This is a genomic window from Brevundimonas sp., from assembly GCF_036399195.1.
In the GTDB taxonomy this organism is placed as follows: domain Bacteria; phylum Pseudomonadota; class Alphaproteobacteria; order Caulobacterales; family Caulobacteraceae; genus Brevundimonas.
This window is the reverse complement of record NZ_DASWNO010000030.1, coordinates 1-16,241: the sequence shown is the minus strand read 5'-3', so window position 1 is coordinate 16,241 and position 16,241 is coordinate 1. Positions and strand designations below refer to the sequence as shown.

General features: G+C 70.3%; 20 protein-coding genes. 9 read left to right on the top strand and 11 right to left on the bottom strand.

Annotated elements, in window-relative coordinates; genetic code table 11:
* The first annotated feature begins 38 nt into the window (after nucleotides 1-38).
* Nucleotides 39-650, top strand: coding sequence for a DUF6445 family protein (locus VGB60_RS01690; RefSeq protein WP_331036550.1), 612 nt, complete (start codon nucleotides 39-41; stop codon nucleotides 648-650).
* A 38-nt stretch (nucleotides 651-688) separates the two neighbouring features.
* On the opposite strand, the gene VGB60_RS01685 is transcribed toward VGB60_RS01690, so the two are convergent.
* The 6 genes from VGB60_RS01685 to VGB60_RS01660 all read right to left on the bottom strand — a co-directional run bounded on the left by VGB60_RS01685 (nucleotide 689) and on the right by VGB60_RS01660 (nucleotide 6,282).
* A complete protein-coding gene (locus VGB60_RS01685) occupies nucleotides 689-1,174 on the bottom strand; it encodes a PA2169 family four-helix-bundle protein (RefSeq protein WP_331036549.1) in 486 nt (161 codons plus the stop codon).
* Nucleotides 1,175-1,251: 77 nt separating this feature from the next.
* The gene (locus tag VGB60_RS01680) at nucleotides 1,252-2,067 is read right to left on the bottom strand and encodes a tryptophan 2,3-dioxygenase (protein ID WP_331036548.1); all 816 of its coding nucleotides are present in this window, start codon (nucleotides 2,065-2,067) and stop codon (nucleotides 1,252-1,254) included.
* 42 nt (nucleotides 2,068-2,109) lie between these two features.
* Nucleotides 2,110-2,388: a hypothetical protein gene (locus VGB60_RS01675; protein ID WP_331036547.1), complete on the bottom strand. Its 279-nt coding sequence runs from the start codon at nucleotides 2,386-2,388 to the stop codon at nucleotides 2,110-2,112.
* Between the two features lie 44 nt (nucleotides 2,389-2,432).
* Nucleotides 2,433-2,795, bottom strand: coding sequence for a YdbL family protein (locus tag VGB60_RS01670; protein WP_331036546.1), 363 nt, complete (start codon nucleotides 2,793-2,795; stop codon nucleotides 2,433-2,435).
* Between the two features lie 17 nt (nucleotides 2,796-2,812).
* The gene (locus VGB60_RS01665) at nucleotides 2,813-3,001 is read right to left on the bottom strand and encodes a YnbE family lipoprotein (RefSeq protein WP_331036558.1); all 189 of its coding nucleotides are present in this window, start codon (nucleotides 2,999-3,001) and stop codon (nucleotides 2,813-2,815) included.
* Between the two features lie 74 nt (nucleotides 3,002-3,075).
* Complete coding sequence (locus VGB60_RS01660) at nucleotides 3,076-6,282, bottom strand: intermembrane phospholipid transport protein YdbH family protein (RefSeq protein WP_331036545.1); 3,207 nt, start codon at nucleotides 6,280-6,282, stop codon at nucleotides 3,076-3,078.
* A gap of 380 nt (nucleotides 6,283-6,662) precedes the next feature.
* Here VGB60_RS01660 and VGB60_RS01655 point away from each other — a divergent pair, with 380 nt between their 5' ends.
* Nucleotides 6,663-8,015: a M23 family metallopeptidase gene (locus tag VGB60_RS01655; protein ID WP_331036544.1), complete on the top strand. Its 1,353-nt coding sequence runs from the start codon at nucleotides 6,663-6,665 to the stop codon at nucleotides 8,013-8,015.
* Nucleotides 8,016-8,034: 19 nt separating this feature from the next.
* Here the strand turns inward: VGB60_RS01655 and VGB60_RS01650 are convergent, their stop codons facing one another.
* A complete protein-coding gene (locus VGB60_RS01650; protein ID WP_331036543.1) occupies nucleotides 8,035-8,682 on the bottom strand; it encodes a glutathione S-transferase family protein in 648 nt (215 codons plus the stop codon).
* A gap of 48 nt (nucleotides 8,683-8,730) precedes the next feature.
* Here VGB60_RS01650 and VGB60_RS01645 point away from each other — a divergent pair, with 48 nt between their 5' ends.
* On the top strand, nucleotides 8,731-9,618 hold the full coding sequence (locus tag VGB60_RS01645) for an alpha/beta hydrolase (protein WP_331036542.1): 888 nt from the start codon (nucleotides 8,731-8,733) through the stop codon (nucleotides 9,616-9,618).
* Here VGB60_RS01645 and maiA read toward each other — a convergent pair.
* Both maiA and VGB60_RS01635 read right to left on the bottom strand, forming a co-directional pair.
* Nucleotides 9,615-10,247: a maleylacetoacetate isomerase gene (gene maiA / locus VGB60_RS01640; protein ID WP_331036541.1), complete on the bottom strand. Its 633-nt coding sequence runs from the start codon at nucleotides 10,245-10,247 to the stop codon at nucleotides 9,615-9,617. The genes VGB60_RS01645 and maiA overlap by 4 nt on opposite strands.
* Nucleotides 10,244-10,897, bottom strand: a complete 654-nt coding sequence (locus VGB60_RS01635) for a fumarylacetoacetate hydrolase family protein (protein ID WP_331036540.1) — start codon at nucleotides 10,895-10,897, stop codon at nucleotides 10,244-10,246. Before VGB60_RS01635 ends, maiA begins: the two co-directional genes overlap by 4 nt.
* A gap of 147 nt (nucleotides 10,898-11,044) precedes the next feature.
* On the opposite strand from VGB60_RS01635, the gene VGB60_RS01630 reads away from it, so the two are divergent.
* From VGB60_RS01630 to VGB60_RS01620, 3 genes are all read left to right on the top strand, one after another.
* Nucleotides 11,045-11,425: a DUF883 family protein gene (locus VGB60_RS01630; RefSeq protein WP_331036539.1), complete on the top strand. Its 381-nt coding sequence runs from the start codon at nucleotides 11,045-11,047 to the stop codon at nucleotides 11,423-11,425.
* The gene (locus VGB60_RS01625) at nucleotides 11,425-11,835 is read left to right on the top strand and encodes a hypothetical protein (RefSeq protein WP_331036538.1); all 411 of its coding nucleotides are present in this window, start codon (nucleotides 11,425-11,427) and stop codon (nucleotides 11,833-11,835) included. Before VGB60_RS01630 ends, VGB60_RS01625 begins: the two co-directional genes overlap by 1 nt.
* An 89-nt stretch (nucleotides 11,836-11,924) precedes the next feature.
* Nucleotides 11,925-12,089, top strand: coding sequence for a DUF1328 domain-containing protein (locus VGB60_RS01620; protein ID WP_331036537.1), 165 nt, complete (start codon nucleotides 11,925-11,927; stop codon nucleotides 12,087-12,089).
* 37 nt (nucleotides 12,090-12,126) lie between these two features.
* Here VGB60_RS01620 and VGB60_RS01615 read toward each other — a convergent pair whose 3' ends face one another.
* Together VGB60_RS01615 and VGB60_RS01610 are read right to left on the bottom strand one after the other, a co-directional pair.
* Nucleotides 12,127-12,978: a metallophosphoesterase gene (locus VGB60_RS01615; RefSeq protein ID WP_331036536.1), complete on the bottom strand. Its 852-nt coding sequence runs from the start codon at nucleotides 12,976-12,978 to the stop codon at nucleotides 12,127-12,129.
* Nucleotides 12,978-13,949, bottom strand: a complete 972-nt coding sequence (locus VGB60_RS01610) for a diacylglycerol/lipid kinase family protein (RefSeq protein ID WP_331036535.1) — start codon at nucleotides 13,947-13,949, stop codon at nucleotides 12,978-12,980. Before VGB60_RS01610 ends, VGB60_RS01615 begins: the two co-directional genes overlap by 1 nt.
* 156 nt (nucleotides 13,950-14,105) lie before the next feature.
* On the opposite strand from VGB60_RS01610, the gene VGB60_RS01605 reads away from it, so the two are divergent.
* The 3 genes from VGB60_RS01605 to VGB60_RS01595 form a co-directional block, all read left to right on the top strand.
* Entirely contained in the window at nucleotides 14,106-14,444 is a 339-nt protein-coding gene (locus VGB60_RS01605) for a YMGG-like glycine zipper-containing protein (RefSeq protein ID WP_331036534.1), read from the top strand.
* A gap of 77 nt (nucleotides 14,445-14,521) precedes the next feature.
* The gene (locus VGB60_RS01600; protein ID WP_331036533.1) at nucleotides 14,522-14,971 is read left to right on the top strand and encodes an OmpA family protein; all 450 of its coding nucleotides are present in this window, start codon (nucleotides 14,522-14,524) and stop codon (nucleotides 14,969-14,971) included.
* 89 nt (nucleotides 14,972-15,060) lie between these two features.
* Nucleotides 15,061-16,241: protein-disulfide reductase DsbD domain-containing protein (locus VGB60_RS01595; protein ID WP_331036532.1), on the top strand; the 1,181-nt coding region annotated here is incomplete at its 3' end.

Below are 16,241 nucleotides of genomic sequence, written 5' to 3'. Positions count from 1 at the left end.
GATTTCGCCCGCCGCCTCCGACCTGTACGACCGACGCCATGGCGCACCCCTCGTTCATCATGGTCGACGACTTCGTCGGAAATCCGGACGAACTGCGGCAGCGTGCGCTCGGGCTCGACTACGACCGGTCCGCGAGCAGGCAGAACTATCCCGGCGTGACCTCGAGCCAGCCGATCGCCATCGCGGGCCTTGAGGACTACGTCTCGCGGCTTCTGGGCGTGGAGGTGACGGGGGCGCCCGGAACGCTTCACGGTCACTGCCGGTTGACCCTCGCCAGCGACCGAGGCCAGAGCGGCGTCCATGTGGACCCCGCCTTCTATTCCGGCATCCTGTACCTGAGCCGGCCGGACGACGTGCGCGGAGGCACCGATTTCTATCGTCACCGGCGGACCGGTCTTGAGCGGGTTCCGTCGACGGAGGGGGGAGTTTTCGAGTCCGGGTTCGCCGACGTCAACCGGCTGATCGAGGACGTCGTGAACCGCGATACGCTCAAGGCTTCAGCCTGGCAGCGGACCTTCACCTCGCCGATGCGCTACAACCGGCTGGCGTTGTTCTCGCCATGGCTGTTCCACAACAGCAGCGCTGGCTTCGGCGACACGGCCGAGACCGGACGCCTGGTCTATTTGATGTTCTTCGCCGCCCGCGCCTGAGCGGCTCCCTTCCGACGGGAAGGGAGCCGACGAGGGACCTAGTTCGGATACAGGCGGTTGTCGGCGTCCTTCTGGCCTTCGAGGCTGTGCTTGAGGTCGCGCATCTGGTCGTGGCCGTCCTTCACCGTGGCGTAGGCGCGGCGGATGGTCTCGCGGGTCGTGGCTGAGACGGAGGAGTCCTCCAGGGCGGCCTCGAACTTGCCCTTGATGAAGTCCTCGCCGTTCTCGACAGAATTCACCACCGCCTGCTCGTCGCGCAGCACCGCGTGTTTCACATCGAGGAAGGCGCGGTGGGCCTTGGCCAGAATGGAGCCGTCGTCCTCGGGCTCGCCGCCCAGCGAGCGGACGGCGCCCTGAAGATCGGAGGCGACCTGCTGGCGTTCGAAGCTGCGGCTCTCGAACACGGAGCGGAAGTTCGGTTGTTCGGTTTCCTTGGCCGCCTCGCGGTAGCCGTCGGCGCTGTCGAGCGTCGTCTCGATCAGGCTGTTGAGCACATGGATGTCGTGACGGTTGGCGTCGGTCATGGGATCGGTCTCGCTTTGTCGGGAAGGAGACAGAGAAGCGCGGACCGGACGGTTTAAGTTTCAGCTTGGCTTTAAGATCAAAGCTTTGACCGCAACGACCAGAGCTCGGGGAAGCAGCGGCGGTGCAGGGTCTCGGTCAGATAGCCGACGCCTTCGGTTCCGCCGGTGCCCCGGCGGCGGCCGATGATGCGCTCGACCGTGACGACGTGCTTGTGCCGCCAGGTCAGCAAGGCGTCGTCCAGGTCGACCAGCTTCTCCGCCAGCTGGTAGAGCGGCCACCAGCGCGTGGTGTCGCGATAGACTTCCAGCCACGCGGCCTCGACGGCTTCCGAGGGCTCCCAAGGCTGGCTGACGTCGCGGGACAGGACCTCCGCCGGAACCGGCAGGCCGGCGGCCGCCAGCTGGGCCAGCGCGTCGTCATACAGGCTGGGCGAGGCGAGGGCGCCACGGAGCGCCGCGTGGGCTTCGGGCCGCTCTTCATGGAAGCGCAGGAAGCGTTCGTCCTTCAGGCCGAGCATGTATTCCAGCCGCCGGAACTGGTCGCTCTGAAAGCCCGACGACGATCCCAGCACCCCGCGGAAGCGCAGGTAGTCGGCGGGGGTCATGGTCGCCAGGATGTCCCAGCTCATGGTCATCACGCTCTGGATGCGGCTGACCCGGGCGAGGCTCTTGTACGCCGGGACCAGATCGCCTGCGCGGACCAGAGCCTGCGCCTGCGCGACTTCGTGCAGGATCTGCTTGAGCCACAGCTCCTTGGTCTGGTGGATAATCACGAACAGCATCTCGTCGTGCTCGTCCGAGCGCGGATGCTGGGCCGCCAGCAGCTCGTCCAGCGCCAGATAGCCGGCGTAGGTCATGTCGGAGGGGCGGTCGGATTCCGGCGTGTCGGTCATCCTCGACCTATCGCCCGAGCCGGCCTTCGGCTCAAGGGCGGGTCAGCGCCGGTCGTCCTTGTCGAAGTCCTCGCGGCCGGGATCCAGCGAGTTGTCGACCCGATCGTCCCAGCCTTCGCGATGCGAGCGGAACGCCAGCCCCATCAGCACCCAGGCGAGCCCAACCGTGCCGAAACTTCCGATCAGCAGGGCGATCCAGCCGTGCAGCGGCAGGTCGCCGCCCCCGATCGCCAGCCAGAACAGGCTGATCAGCCATGTTGCGGCCGCCGCGATCGTCGCCGCGATCAGAAGATTACGCAGGAAGCGGGCGAGGCGGGCCATCGGGCGATCCTAGGCCCGCGGCGGCTTATAGGCGAGGCGGCGTATTACCGCTGGACCCACTGGCCCTGGGCGTTGCGGTACCACTGGCCCGAGCTCATGCGCGGCAGCACGATGGTCTCGAAGGCGCGGGCCCCCGCGACATCGGCGCTGGCGCCAGCCGCCTGGGCGCTGCGGGCGTAGGCCGAGCGGCGTGCGGAGTTGGTCGCCTGAACCGCCTGGGTCAGGGCGGCGTCGGACGAAGCGGTGCGGAAGCCGAGATAGCCGTCGGCCTGCTCGCCGACCACACCTTGGGACTTCGCCGCGTCGATCAGCGACTTCTGGGCGGGGGTCTGGGCGAAGGCCGCGCCCGCGGCCACGCCGAGGGCCGTGACAGCCGCGGCGACGACGAAGAGCTTGCGGAGAGACATCGGGTTCATCTTTCGCGTCAGAACAGGTTGGGGTTTTCGACGAGGAGGTCCTGGAGCTCCTTGTCGAGGCGGACGCGGACGTCGGCGTCCAGCTTGGCGTAGATCTGTATCGGATCGACCTGCAGCCGCACGGTCGGGGTGCAGGCGGCGGCTCCGAGAACGGCGATCAGGCCGAGCAGGGCGACGGGGGTGCGCGTCCGGGTCATGGGCAGGGGGCTCCGGTCTTGTTTCGGCGTCACCATAACGCTCCGCCGCGTGAACGGGTTCTGAACGGCGAAGGTCAGGGCTCGGGCGACGGGGTCGGACTGACGGGGAAGGGCTCCGCCGGAGCCGCCGTCGGTCGCCCGTCCCGGGCGCGGTTCAGCTCCAGCAGGTCCCCGATCAGCTGGTTGAGGTTCAGCGTTGTGTCCAACGTCAGGTCGATGCCGGTTCCGGACGGCAGGGGCAGGGGGCGGTTCAGGAACTCGCGGCTGATGAACTCGGCGATCGACACGCGCAGCTCCTGCCGCTGCGGCGGATCATGACGGCCGCGGATGCGGAACAGGACGCCGATCCGGCCCTGATCGAGGCTGTTCACCTCGGCCGACAACAGGTCGAACGACAGGTTCTCCATGGCCTGATAGGCGAGATCCTGCACCGTGTTGGGCGCCACGGCTTCGCCGCCGCCGCCCGCTTCCAGCCCGCTGAGCGCCTCGCGGGCGATCGACAGCCGGCCGGGCTCGACGGCGGCCAGGGTCCCGCCGGTGATGCGGACCCCGCCTTCCCGCGTGGAGGTGAAGGGCAGCCGGCCGGAGACGATGGCGTCGAGCGTCACCTTTTCGCCAAACCCCGCCCCCGTGATGATCTCGCCCAGCTGCACGCGGTCCAGCACGATGACGCCGGTGATCGGCTGGTTGGGGTCGAGCGGCACGGTGAAGGGCTCGACGCTGATCCGGCCGGAGGCGAGGGCGAGGTCGCCGCCCTCGATGGTGACTCGGGCCTTGTCCAAGCCGAAGGTGACCTCGATGTCGGTCAGCGGCGTGACTGAGTCGAGCTGTTCGGCGGTCAGGCGCTGGCCGGACGCGGCGGTCACCGGCGCGAGGTTAGTGAACTCGACCGTCCCGCGCAGCCCCTTCACGGGTCCCGCAGGGCTGACGAAATCGAGGCCCGGTATGGTCAGGACCCCGCCGCTAGTCCCCTCGCCGTCGGCGCGCCAGGCGATCCGGCCCTGGAAGCCGACCGAGCCGACCGCCGGAGACCCGACGAACTCGCCCGCCAGCGGGCTGAGGTCGTCAGGCTGCAGCCCGTCTTCCGTGAACACCACCGACGGCGCATCGATGGTAACCCCGCCGACGCCGCTCGCGCCCGCGTGGTCGAGCGTCAGGCGGCCAAGGGGGGTCCGGTCGCGGGCGAGATCGAACGCCCCGGTCCAGTCCTCGCCCGACATGCGGGCCGAGCCGCGCGCGGTCAGCGGGTTGAAGCGAAGGGGCGTGGTCGCGTCGACCACCGACGCGCTGTCGACCCGCGCGTCCAGCGTGATCCCGGCAGGTCCGCCGAGCGCCGTGAACCCGCCGACGATGTTCCGGAAGGCGAGGGCGAGGAAGGGCGCGCCGGCGTCGAAATCCCGCACCACGCCGTCGGAGCGCCAGCGTCCGTCCGTGATGGCGGCCAGCGGGCGGGACGCGGGACAGACCTGTCCAGACAAGCCGCTGACGTCGTTCTCGCCCAGCTCGAGTCGCTCGACCGTCACCGGTCCGCATCCAGCGGCGGCATAGGTAACCCGGCCGTTGGACGAGGTCAGCACGCCGCGCGTCTGCACGGTGATGTTCCGCGCGAGGCCGAAATCCAGAGCAGCCCGGCCGTCGAGCGTGGCGGTGAAGCCGGACGGCGTGAGCCGCCATTGAGGGATGGAGAAGGCCGCTTCCGGCAGGCCCTGCCCCCGGGCGGACGTGAGACCAAGGGCCCCGCCGCCCAGCTGTCCCCGGGCGGCGGAGAAGATCGGACCCGTCGCCGGCCTGAGCGTCAGCACGCCGCCGTTCGCCGGTCGGAGCGTAGCGGGACGGGTCAGGCTGACGCGCGAGCCGCTTGGTCCCACGGCCAGCTCGAAACCCGGGGCGTCGAGGGCGAAGGCCGACAGCGCCTGCTTCATCTGCGACAGCTCCGGCACGTCGTCCCGCCCGGCGGGCCCGAACAGCGGCCAGGCGCCGCGTTGCGCCGCCAGTGAACCGATTGCGGTCAGGCGGAGGCCCTGCGCCGCCACCAGATCGAGCTCTGCCCGGCCGCTTACTCCGTTCAGGACCAGATCTCCCCAGCCCAGCCGCGCTGCGGTCAGGCTCAGCGGCCCGGTCGCCTCCACAGCGCCGTCACGGCCGCCGAGAACCAGCCGGCCGGAGGCGAGGTTCAGGTTGGAGGCGTCGACGCCCGCTGTCGACGCCCGCGCCGCTGCGAAGGACGCGGGGCCGTCGACGCGCCAGCCGAAGCCTTCGCTGTCGCGGGTGAGGGAGGTCCGGCCGCCGTCGAGCCGGAGCCGCAGGCCGGAGGCGTCGGCCGCGGAGCCTTCCAGCCGTGCCGCTCGAATGTTCACATCGGAGGCTCCGGACACGCTGAAGCGCTCGAGCCATCCGGCCATCTGCCCGTCAAAGGCTATGCGGGCGGACACATCCCCGGCCGAGGCGTCTCCTGAAGCCAGGCGGGCGGCGGTCAGCGCGCCGTCGATCCGGGCCCGACCATCGCCTCGCCGTCCCTTGAGGTCGGGATAGGGTAGGTTGCCCGAAAGGGTTAGGCCCAGAGCTTGTCCGGTGAGCCCCGGACGTGTCGCGCGTTCGGCGGCCGCGGACAGGCGCAGCGCGATCCGGTCGCCGGTGGTGGTCAGATCGACCGTCGCCGCCAGCCCCCGCGCCTCGGCCTCGCCGCTCTTGAAGGCGGCGGCCGGCATGCGCGCCGTCAGCCGCATCAGCTTGCCGTTGTCGACCCGTGCGTCGCCGAGGATGTTGGTGGGGCCGTAATCGGTGTCGAGCCGCACCCGCGCGCCCTCGATCAGCACCAGGGGCGCCCGGCTGTCGGGCCGGGGCGGCCGCCCGGTGAACTTCTCGATCAGCGGGTCGAGCGACCCGAGGGTCAGCTTTCCGCCGCGAACGCTGGCGCGCAGCACCGGCCGCACCAGACGGATGCGCGTCGGCGTCACCCCGAGGCCTGCCTTGGACCAGGGCGCGCCGAGCGCGTAGTCGACTTCGACGCGTTCCACGCTCACGTCAGGGCTGTCGGGGTCGCCGATCCGCAGGCTGGCGACCAGCCCGTCGATCTCGACGCGCTCTATCTGCATGTCGGCGTCGACGCCCTGCTGCTCCAGCCAGCCCACCAGCACCTGCCGCGCCGCCGCGCGGCGGTTCAGGTAGAGCAGGGCCGCAAGAATCAGCAGGACGGACAGAACGATCCCAGCCGCCAGCAGCAGCCGGCGCCCATGGGGCGCCGGACCGGACGTGCGTTCTGGGACGGGCGCCTGTGTCATTCGTCGTTCAGGACGCAACCAGCGCGGTGAATGGAACCTGAACTGTGTCGAATACTTGATCCGTGCCCTGTGAAACACAGTTGAGTGGCCGATCGGCCACTTTGAATGCAGGGCAGCCGGCGCCGAGATACATCACACACGTCGGGCTGTCCCTCCTGCTGGATCATGCGCGAATACACTGGCGAACATTCATTATAGTCTGTCGGCTCGCACAAGCTTTACCAACGACACCGGCTCCGGTTAACGGTCTGTAACGAACCTTCTTCCCATAGTGGGACGGACGGGCTATACGGCCTGTCTCGCGGCGGGGGGCTCTTCGCCGCGATCCTTTGCTTTCAGTGGCTTTGGCGCCGGGTGGCGTCGCTGTTTATCGGGGACCGATGGCTCAGTTCGATCCACGTCGCCAGCCGATGCGCATCGCGCCTCACGCCCTGACGGCGGTGGCGGCGGTCTCGGTGGCGCTGCTTACCGGCCGCATGTACCAACCCGCGAAAGCGGAAGAAGCTCCACCCCTCACGCAAAATCAGATCGCCGCGCTCGCGGACCAGGCGTTCGCCGCCGCCGGCACCCCCGCCGGCCTGACCACGCCGGAAGCCGTTCCGGTTCAGATCCGCCGCGGCGAAACCTTCGAACAGGCCGTTCGCCGCACCGGCATCGCCCCTGAAGAGGCGTCCGCCGTCGTGGCGACGCTGGCGAACGCCATGGACGTCACCGCCATGCGCGCCGGCCAGAAGTTCGAGACGGCCATTTCCCGACCGCGAGTCGGTCGCGGCGACGCCCGCCTGATCGGCCTGACCATGCGGACCGGCCCGGCCAGCCAGCTGACGGTGTCACGCAGCTTCGACGGCGCCCTGCGCCTGCGCGCGCTGGAGGAGAAGGTCACCCACGAGACCGTGGTCCTGACCGGCAAGGTCGAAGGCTCCCTGTCGCGTACCGCCCGGCGCGAGGGCGCGCCCGCCGCCATCACCCGCGCCGCCGGACGCCTGTTCTCGCACAAGCTGGACATGGACCGCGACGTCCAGTCGGACGACCAGTTCACCTATGTCTTCGACCGCTCGGTGACCGAGAACGGGCGCACCATCGACACGGGGGGCCTGCTCTACGCCTCGCTAAAGGGCGTGGTCTTCTACCGCTTCCAGCCCGCCGGGGCCAAGGAGCCGCAGTATTTCGACGCCACGGGCAAGAACACGCGCTCGGCCTTCATGCGGACCCCGCTGGAGCGGGGCTTCCGCGTTTCTTCGTCCTTCGGCTTCCGCCGCCACCCGATCGCCGGCTATCGCAAGATGCACCAGGGCATCGACTTTGCCGCCGGGATGGGCACGCCGGTCGTGGCGCCCGCCGACGGCGTCGTCGTCGAGGCGCGGCGCTGGGGCGGCTACGGCAACTGGCTGCGCATCCGCCACCCGAACGGTCTGGAGAGCGGCTACGGCCACCTGTCGCGCTACGCCTCGGGCGTCCGCGCCGGCCAGCGCGTCCGGCAGGGCCAGATCGTCGCCTATGTCGGATCGACGGGCGCTTCCACCGGCCCACACCTGCACTACGAACTGTGGCGCAACGGCCAGCGGATCAATCCGGCGGGCGTGAAGACCACCGAGGGCGTGATCCTCGCCGGGGCCGACCTCGCCGCCTTCCGGGCCGAGAAGGCCCGTATTGACCGGATCATCGCCGCCGGCGGCGAGCGGCGTCAGGTGCAGCCGGTCACGACCGGCGGCCTGCGTCCCGCACAAGCCTGAGCCAACCCGGACTCGCTGATCAGCTTGCGGCGTTCGCCGCCGCGATCAGGGCGTCGTCCAGCCCGCGAGCGCGCGCCGCGGCCTCGCGTCCGGCCAGCCGCGCGGCGTAGGCCGTGAACGAGTCCCGCTCGGGCAGGGTCTTGAACTGCAGACCCCAGGCGATCTGACTGCCCAGATAGACGTCCAGCGCCGTGAACCGCTCGCCCAATAGCCATGGGTCCGACTGCGCGACAAAGCCGTCGAGCGCATCGACCACGTCGTCATACGTGCCGTAGCCGGCCATGGCCGCCTTGTCCGCCGGCGCCAGCAGTCCGAGGGAGCGGGCGGTGACGGCCGCCTCCAGCGGTCCGGCCCCGAAGAACATCCAGCGCAGGTACGGGCCACGGGTGGGATCCTCCAGCCCCGGGGCCAGCCCCGCTTCAGGAAAGGCGTCGGCGAGGAAGGTGCAGATCGCCGCGCCCTCGGTCACCGTGACGCCGCGACAGGTGATGGCGGGCACCTTTCCCATCGGATTGACGGCCAGATATTCCGGGCCCTTCATCGTCGTGCCGTAATCGAGGACGACCGTGCGGTACGGTTGGCCGACCTCCTCCAGCATCCAGCGCACGATGCGACCGCGCGACATGGGGTTGGTGAAGAAGACGATTTCGTCTGACGGCTGGCTCATTTTCCGCTCCCTCGCGTTGTCGCGGGGGGACGCTAGACCGAAGACGGCATGGAACAAAGACGACAGCTACTGAAGGGACTGGCCGCGGGCGCGGCGCTGTGGGGCGTGGGTCCGGCGTGGGCCCAGTCAGCCTTCCGCTCGTCGCGCATCGCGGTGACGGCGCGCGGGCGGGGCCCTGACGTCATCCTGATTCCGGGCCTCGCCTCGACAGCCGAAGTCTGGACTGGGCTCGCCGGGCAGCTGCAGGGCCGGAGGCGTCTGCACCTCGTCTCTGTACGCGGCTTCGGGGACTTGCCGCCGCAGGCCAACGCCGACGGCGCGCTCATGGCGGCCGTCGCGGCCGAGGTCCGCCGCTACATAAGCGAGCAGCGCCTCGATCGACCGGCGTTGATCGGCCACTCGATGGGCGGGCAGGTGGGGCTCAGGGTCGCCGCCGACGCCGGCACGCGGGTGGGCCGGGTGATGACCGTCGATTCCTCGCCCTTCTTCCCCGCCCTGATCAGCCCCCAAGCGACGGTGCGGGACGTCGAACCCATCGCCCAGGTCGCCTATCAGGCCCTGCAGTTCCTCGGCGACGAGGCGCTCAGGACCCGCGGGCGTTCGATGGGGCTGGAGCTGGGCGGCGCGGCCGACGCCGTGTTCCAGTCGATGGGCTGGCAGGGCGGCGACCGCCGGGTGCTGGCGCAGGCGCTGTACGAGGTGATGACGGTCGACCTGCGCCGACGGCTGCCGGAGATCACGGCCCCGGTGACGGTGGTCTACGGCTGGAGCGCCGACGAGGCCTCGCCCAGGGCGCGAGCCGACAGCCTGTTCCGGGGCGCCTACGCCAGTCTTCGCAGGCCCGCGACCTTCGAACGGATCGAGGGCGCCGAGCACATGGTCATGATCGACCAGCCGCGCCGGTTCCTCGCCGCTGTCGAGCGGTTCCTCGCCTAGTCGGCGTCGGGTTGCCGGTCGGGATGGGCCGCCGCGAACGCGGGGTGCTCGCCCGCCTTTCGGTCGACGGCGAGAAGTGCGGGGAAGGCGTCCAACGGAACGTTGAAGCGCCGAGCCGAATAGATCTGCGGGATCAGGTAGCAGTCCGCCAGCGTCGGGGCGCCGCCGAAGCACCAGCCCTCGCCATGCTGCGCCGTCAGCGCCTCGAGCGCCGCGAAGCCCGGCGTGATCCAACGCGCGGCCCAGGCGTCGACAGCCGCCTGGTCGGCCCCGAACGTCTCGCGCAGTGCCTTGCCGACGCGGAGATTGTTCAGCGGATGGATGTCGCAGCCGATCAGCGCCGCCATGGCCCGGACCTGCGCCCGCCCGAGCGGTTCGGACGGCAGCAGAGGCGGCGTCGGGTGGGTCTCCTCCAGCCATTCCAGGATGGCCGGGCTCTGGGTCAGGACCGCGCCGTCGACCTCGAGGGCCGGCACCATGCCCTGCGGGTTCAGCGCCATGAAGCCGTCTGAGCGTTGCGCCCCGGTCCGCAGGTCGACCCCGGCCTGGCCAAAGGTCAGGCCCTTGAGCTCGAGAGCGATGCGGGTGCGGTAGGCGGCGCCGGAGCGCCAGTAGCCGTGCAGGATCATCGCGGCCTCAGGGTGAAGGCGAGCGGCGCCAGACCGCCGATCGAGGCGTCGACGAGGTCGCCTTCTTGCAGGGGCCCCACCCCCTCCGGCGTGCCGGTGAAGATCAGGTCGCCGGGGCGGACGTCCCACAGGGTTCGCGCCTTGAGCAGGATCTCGTCCGGGCTCCAGACCATGTCGTCCAGCCGCCCAGACTGTCGTGTCTCGCCGTTCACCGCGAGGGTGATGGTCGCCGCCGGATCCGGCAGGGCGCCGAGCGTGATCGCGCCGCAGGGCGCCGACTGGTCGAAGCCCTTGGCTGCGTCCCACGGGCGACCCTTCTCCTTTGCCGTGGCCTGAAGATCGCGGCGGGTCAGGTCGCAGCCGACGCCCCAGCCCACGATCTCGCCGTCTTCACCGATCGCACAGACCAGTTCCACCTCGTGGTGCAGGTCGGCCGTCGCCAGAGGGAAGACCGGGTCGGCGCCGTCCGTGACGACGGCGTCCGCGGGCTTGGAGAAGAAGAACGGCTCGGCGCGTTCGTGCCCCATCTCGCGGGCGTGGGCGGCGTAGTTCTGGCCCACGCACAGGATGCGCCGAACCGGGAAGCGGGCGGCGGCGCCGACGATCGGCAGCGAGGGTGTGGGGGCGGGCGAAAACAGCCAGTTTGTCATCCGTCCTGTCTAGGACGGACGAGGCCCGTTGGCCAACCCGGGGGAGGGTGCGATCCATGCTGCGATGCGGGAACCTGCGTCATGCAGTGGCGTTCCGGCTCAGGGTTCCCTATTAAACCGTCAAGCTTGAAAACCGGAGCGCGCATCATGGCCACGAACAAGGCGGCACGAGCCGCCGTTAAGAACGACCTCAACACGCTCAAGGACGACCTGAAGGTCCTCGGGACCGAGGAAAAGGCGCGCCTGCGCGAGAAGGCGACCGCCGCCGAAACCCGCGCCCGCGCCAAGGCCGCCGAGGTCGAGGCCCGGCTGCGCGAACAGTCCGAGGTGCTGCGCGAGCGCGCCCGCGGCTACTACGACACGGCTCGCGTGCGCGGTCAGGAATATTACGACGAGGCGCAGGAGCGTATCGACGAGGCCCAGCGCTACATCACCGAGCGGGTGCAGGAGCGTCCCGTGCAGTCCACCGCCATCGCGCTTGGCGTGGGCGTGGTCCTCGGCATGCTGCTCGCCGGTCGTCGCCGCTGATGCTGGGCGGAGGGCTGGCCCGGGGTCTGGTCCGGAAGGCCGTCGCGGCGTCAGTCGCGGCTGGCGCCGGGCTGGTTGCGACGATCGCGCTCGGCGCGACCATCTTCTATGCGCTGGACTACTTCCTCTATCCCTTGGCGGCTGCGGCGATCACCTGCCTGCTGTTCGCCGTGGCGGCCGGCGCCGTGGCGATGAGCTTCGTCCGTCGGGGCGAAGAGCTCGACGAGGAAGACGAGGACGAACCTGTCGGCCTCGGCCAGCGCGCCTATGTGCTGTTCCGCCAGCGGCCGATGCTCGGCACGGTGGCGGCGCTGGCGGGTGGATGGATATTCCTGCGCAACCCAGCGCTGGCCACCATGGTCGCCGCGGCGTTCACCGAGCGCTCGCACGGGGCGCGCCGGCGCCGCTGAGTTCGGAACGGCGCCGGTTCCGGAACGTTGGTCCTTGAGGCGCGGCGAGCCCGTCGCTCCTTGGACCAACCGCTCTGGAAGGAACGCTGATGCTTCGCTACGCCCTTATCTTTCTGGTCCTCGGGATTGTCGCATACCTCCTCGGCGCGGGCGGGGTAGCCGAGATCGCGACGACCATCGCCTACGTCCTGTTCGTCATTTTCGTCATCCTGCTGATCGTCCACTTCGTGACCGGTCGGGGGAAACGAATCTAGACTAGCTTTGAACTTTAGGACGGAAGGCCGTGGTCGATCAGACCGCGGCCTTTTCCTTTGCGCCCGCGACGTTGGGATCGGGCGCGGTGGCGGTCTTGCGCGTGTCCTGCCGGCGCGGCAGCCGCCAGATCTGGCCTGGCTCGAACCGCTCGCCGGTCCAGGCGATGGCCGTGACGGTGATCTCGTGCGCGTCCCAGTCGATCTGATTGAAGCTGGGCGGCGCGCCCCGCTCGCGGTGCGACAGGGTCCCGCAGCCGATGGCGTAGGAGCAGTGGTCGCCGAGGCTGATCGGCAGGGCGAACGGCACATGGACGTGACCGGTGGCGATGATGTCGACCCCGGCCTCGGCGAAGATCAGGGCCGCCGCGTCGCCGCGCTTCACGTCGCCGGTCATGGGGGTGCCGATCATCTCGATCAGCGGATGGTGGCAGGCGAGAATCCGAAGGGCGCCGACGGGGGCCTGACGCAGGGCCTCCGCCGCCTTGCGGGTCTGCGCCAGGTCGATGACGCCTTTGGACCAGTTGGTCCGCGCCTGCCAGCCGCGGGCGGTGACCACGCCGCGCACCATGACGTTCGGGTTGAGGAACTGGTGATCGTGGGCCGGATGCCCGGTGGCCTTCTCGAACGCCTTCCACGGCCCGAACAGCCGGGCGAACAGGTCCCAGTAGGGCACGTCGTGATTGCCGACGATCACGAATCGGGGTTCCGGCATCGCGCTGATCCAGCGCCCCGCCGCTTCGAACTCGTCGGGATAGCCCTGCTGGGTGATGTCGCCCGTGATCAGCACCAACTCCGGCGCAGCGGCGTGGGCGAACTCGACCGCCGCGGCGCAGGCGGTCTTGTGCTCCCGCCCGAAGTGGACGTCAGAGAACTGGAGAATGCGGCCCACTAGACGCTGTCCTCGGCCGCCGCGGGATTGGGCGCCAGCGCCTGGAACGCCTTCTTGATGAATTTCACACTCGCCTCATGGCGCAGCAGCACCGGCTCCCCGTCGATCACCGCCGGAATGCGGGAGCGGCCGCGGACCTGCGCGCGCTGGATCGCCCGAGTGGTGACCGCGGGGTCCTGGCGCCAGTCCTTGAAGACCGCGGTCGCCGCCATGCGGACCGCTTCGGCGGCGTCGGATGGGTTCATCGCCGCGGCCTCGAGGCCGGTGTGCTCCTCCATGACCCGCGAGATCATCGGGCTGATCAGGACGAGCGCCTCCGCCCGCTTGTCGGCCTTGCCGTCCAGAGAAAAGCGGAGACGGCCCGAGAACGAGCGCCTGAGCGCCCGACGGGCGTAAAGCCACGCCAGTTGCAGCTTGCCCTCCCGGATCGCCTCGCGCGCGGGCGCCCAGAGCGCGGGGGAGCCGAGAATGGCGGCGCAGTAGAACGAATGCGTCGCGTGCCCGTCCGAAATCTCGCCGCCCGCCACGCACTGGGGCGCGCCTTCCTCCAGCGCGACCTTCAATGCGGCCTTCCAGTCGGCGGTCCCGTACAGCGCCCGCGGCAGCATATTCATGGTCCCGCCGGGGAGGGGGGCGACCAGAGGGCCGTCGGGACCGGCCCGCGACGCGATCGTGCCCGCCGTGCCGTCCCCGGCGAGAACGAACAGAACATCGGGCTTTGCGTCGAGCGCCGCCTGGATCTGCGCGTCGAACTGCCCCGCCTCCAGCGCGACCACCGAGGTTTCGCAAGCGTAGTCGGCGAGGATGCCCTCGGCCTCGCGGACGGCGTTCGAGCCGACGCTGCCCGAGAGCGGGTTCACCAGCATCACCACCTTCCCGATCCGTGTGTGCGGGCTCAGCACGAACGCCGGAGCGGCCGCGTCTTCAGGCGCGGTCGCCGGGTCGGCGATCGGGGTCAGGGTTTCGGTCATGCCGCCCGAACGTGCGGCTCGGGGCGATGTTCCGGAGAGGGCGGAAGCTTTGCCATAAATCCGGCGCAGGGGGCGCGCAGGTCATGCAGGCGGAACCGGCGCTGTTATGTGGCGTTTGCACCGCAGGGGCGAACCCGAGGGATGAAGGACATACCCATGAACAAAGCAATCATCGCGATCGCTGCCGCAGGTCTGCTGACCAGCGCATGCGCCACGGACCAGTACGGCAACACCAATGAGACGGTTCGCCAGGGCGCTGTCGGCGCCGGCCTCGGCGCCGTCGCCGGCGCCATCATCGGCAACAACGTGGGCGGCGGCAACGCTGCGCGCGGCGCGGCCATCGGCGCGGTCGTGGGCGGCGCCGCCGGCGCCATCCGCGGCTCCGAGCAAGACCGTCGCAACCAGCAGCGCTACCGCGACAGCGGCGGCCGCTACTACTATTGCTACGACGGTCGTCAGGACGAATGCTACTGGGAGAACGGCCAGCGCCGCTAAGGCGGTCGGTCTGACCTGAAGATCAGGGCGGTTCGTTACGGCGGACCGCCCTTTTCATGACTGATGGAGGGACGGATATGAAGCGAGTGATCCTGCTGCTGGGGGCCGCCGCGGTGGTCGTTTCGGGCTGTTCCACGCCGGGTTTCAACAAGCGCAGCGATCTGGTGGCGGAGCCGTCGGCCTGTGCGCCCAAGCAGTTTGAAGTCTATTTCGCCGATAGCGAGGCCGCGCTGACCGCGCCGGCCCGTCAGGCCATCGCCATGACCGCGACCCAGCTGCAGGGTTGCGACATCCGCAAGGTGCAGGTCATCGGCCTGGCCGACGCGCGCGGCGGGGCCGAGGCCAATCTGAGCCTGTCGCAGCGGCGGGCGCTGGCGGTCGCGGAAGCGCTGACCGCGGCCGGGTGGCCCTCGCCGGTGTTCGAAGTCGGCGCCGCGGGCGACGCCGGGGCGGAGGCGGGCGGCGGCGTGAACGAGCCGATGCGTCGGCGCACCGAAGTCCTGATCGACGCGGCTCCGCGCTCCTGACGGGCGTGAGACGACGCGCCGCTGCGTCGGGACGGTGACGCGGGCGGTGCTGGACGGCTAAGGTGCCGGCGACGTCTGCTGGAGGCCGCGTGGCGCCTGTCGTTCGATTCCTGATCCTCGCGGCCCTCTGGCTCGCGCCCGGCCTCGCGGCCGCGGCCGTTCCGACGCCCGTCGGCGGCGGCGACGGTCCGAAACGCACCGCCCGCATCGAGGCGGAGCTCGTGCCGATGTCGGCCTGGGCCGCGCCCGGCTCGACCGCCGTGGTCGCTGTCAGGCAGGCCATCCAGCCGGGCTGGCACACCTACTGGCGCAATCCCGGAGACTCCGGCGGCGCGACCGAGCTGACGTGGGCCGTTCCAGCGGGCGTGAAGCCTGGCGAGATCGTGTGGCCGCTGCCCGAGCGGCAGCGGCTCTCGGGTCTGATGAATTACGGCTACTCGGGCGAGGTCTGGCTGCCGGTACCGCTCGAGATTCCGGCGGGCGCACGGCCGGGAACCAGCCTGCCGCTGACGGTGAAGGCGCTCTTCCTCGTGTGCAGCGCCGAGATGTGCGTGCCGGATGAGCTGACGCTCACCCTGTCCGTGCCGATCCGCGAGGGGGCGGCGCCGCTGGCCCCCCGGAATGGCGCCGCGATCACCGCGGTGCTGGAGCGGGCGCCGCGCCCTGCCGCGATCGAGGCGCGGGTGCGGGCCGAGGGCGGCGTGCTGGTCCTGACGGCGAGCGGCGGTCCGTTGGCCGCGGGTGATCCCGGCTCCAGCTATTTCTTCCCCTTCGCCGGCGGCGTCATCGACCACGCGGCGGTCCAGACCGGCGAGTGGGGCCCAAACGGTCTTACGCTGCGGCTGACGCCAGGCGGGGCGACGCGGGCCGCGGGCGTGACCGGGCCGATCGCGGGCGTCCTGGAGACGGCGCACGGCGCGTTCGAGGTCACGGCCGAGCCGGGGCCGGCGCTACCCGGAACCAGCGGCTCGGGCGCCATGACAGGCGCTGCGGACGGGGCGCCTGAAACGGACACGGCGGGCGGCGGCCCGATGGTGTTCGTCCAGGCTTTGCTGCTCGCGCTGCTGGGCGGGTTGATCCTGAACCTGATGCCGTGCGTCTTCCCGATCCTGGCGATGAAGGCGGCGGCGCTGACGGCGTCGGCGCACGATCCCGTCCACGCCCGCCGCGACGGGCTGGCCTTCCTCGGCGGGGTGCTGACGACCTTCCTGCTGCTGGCGGGCGCCCTGCTGGCGCTCCGGGCGGCCGGGCAGGCCGTCGGCTGGGGCTT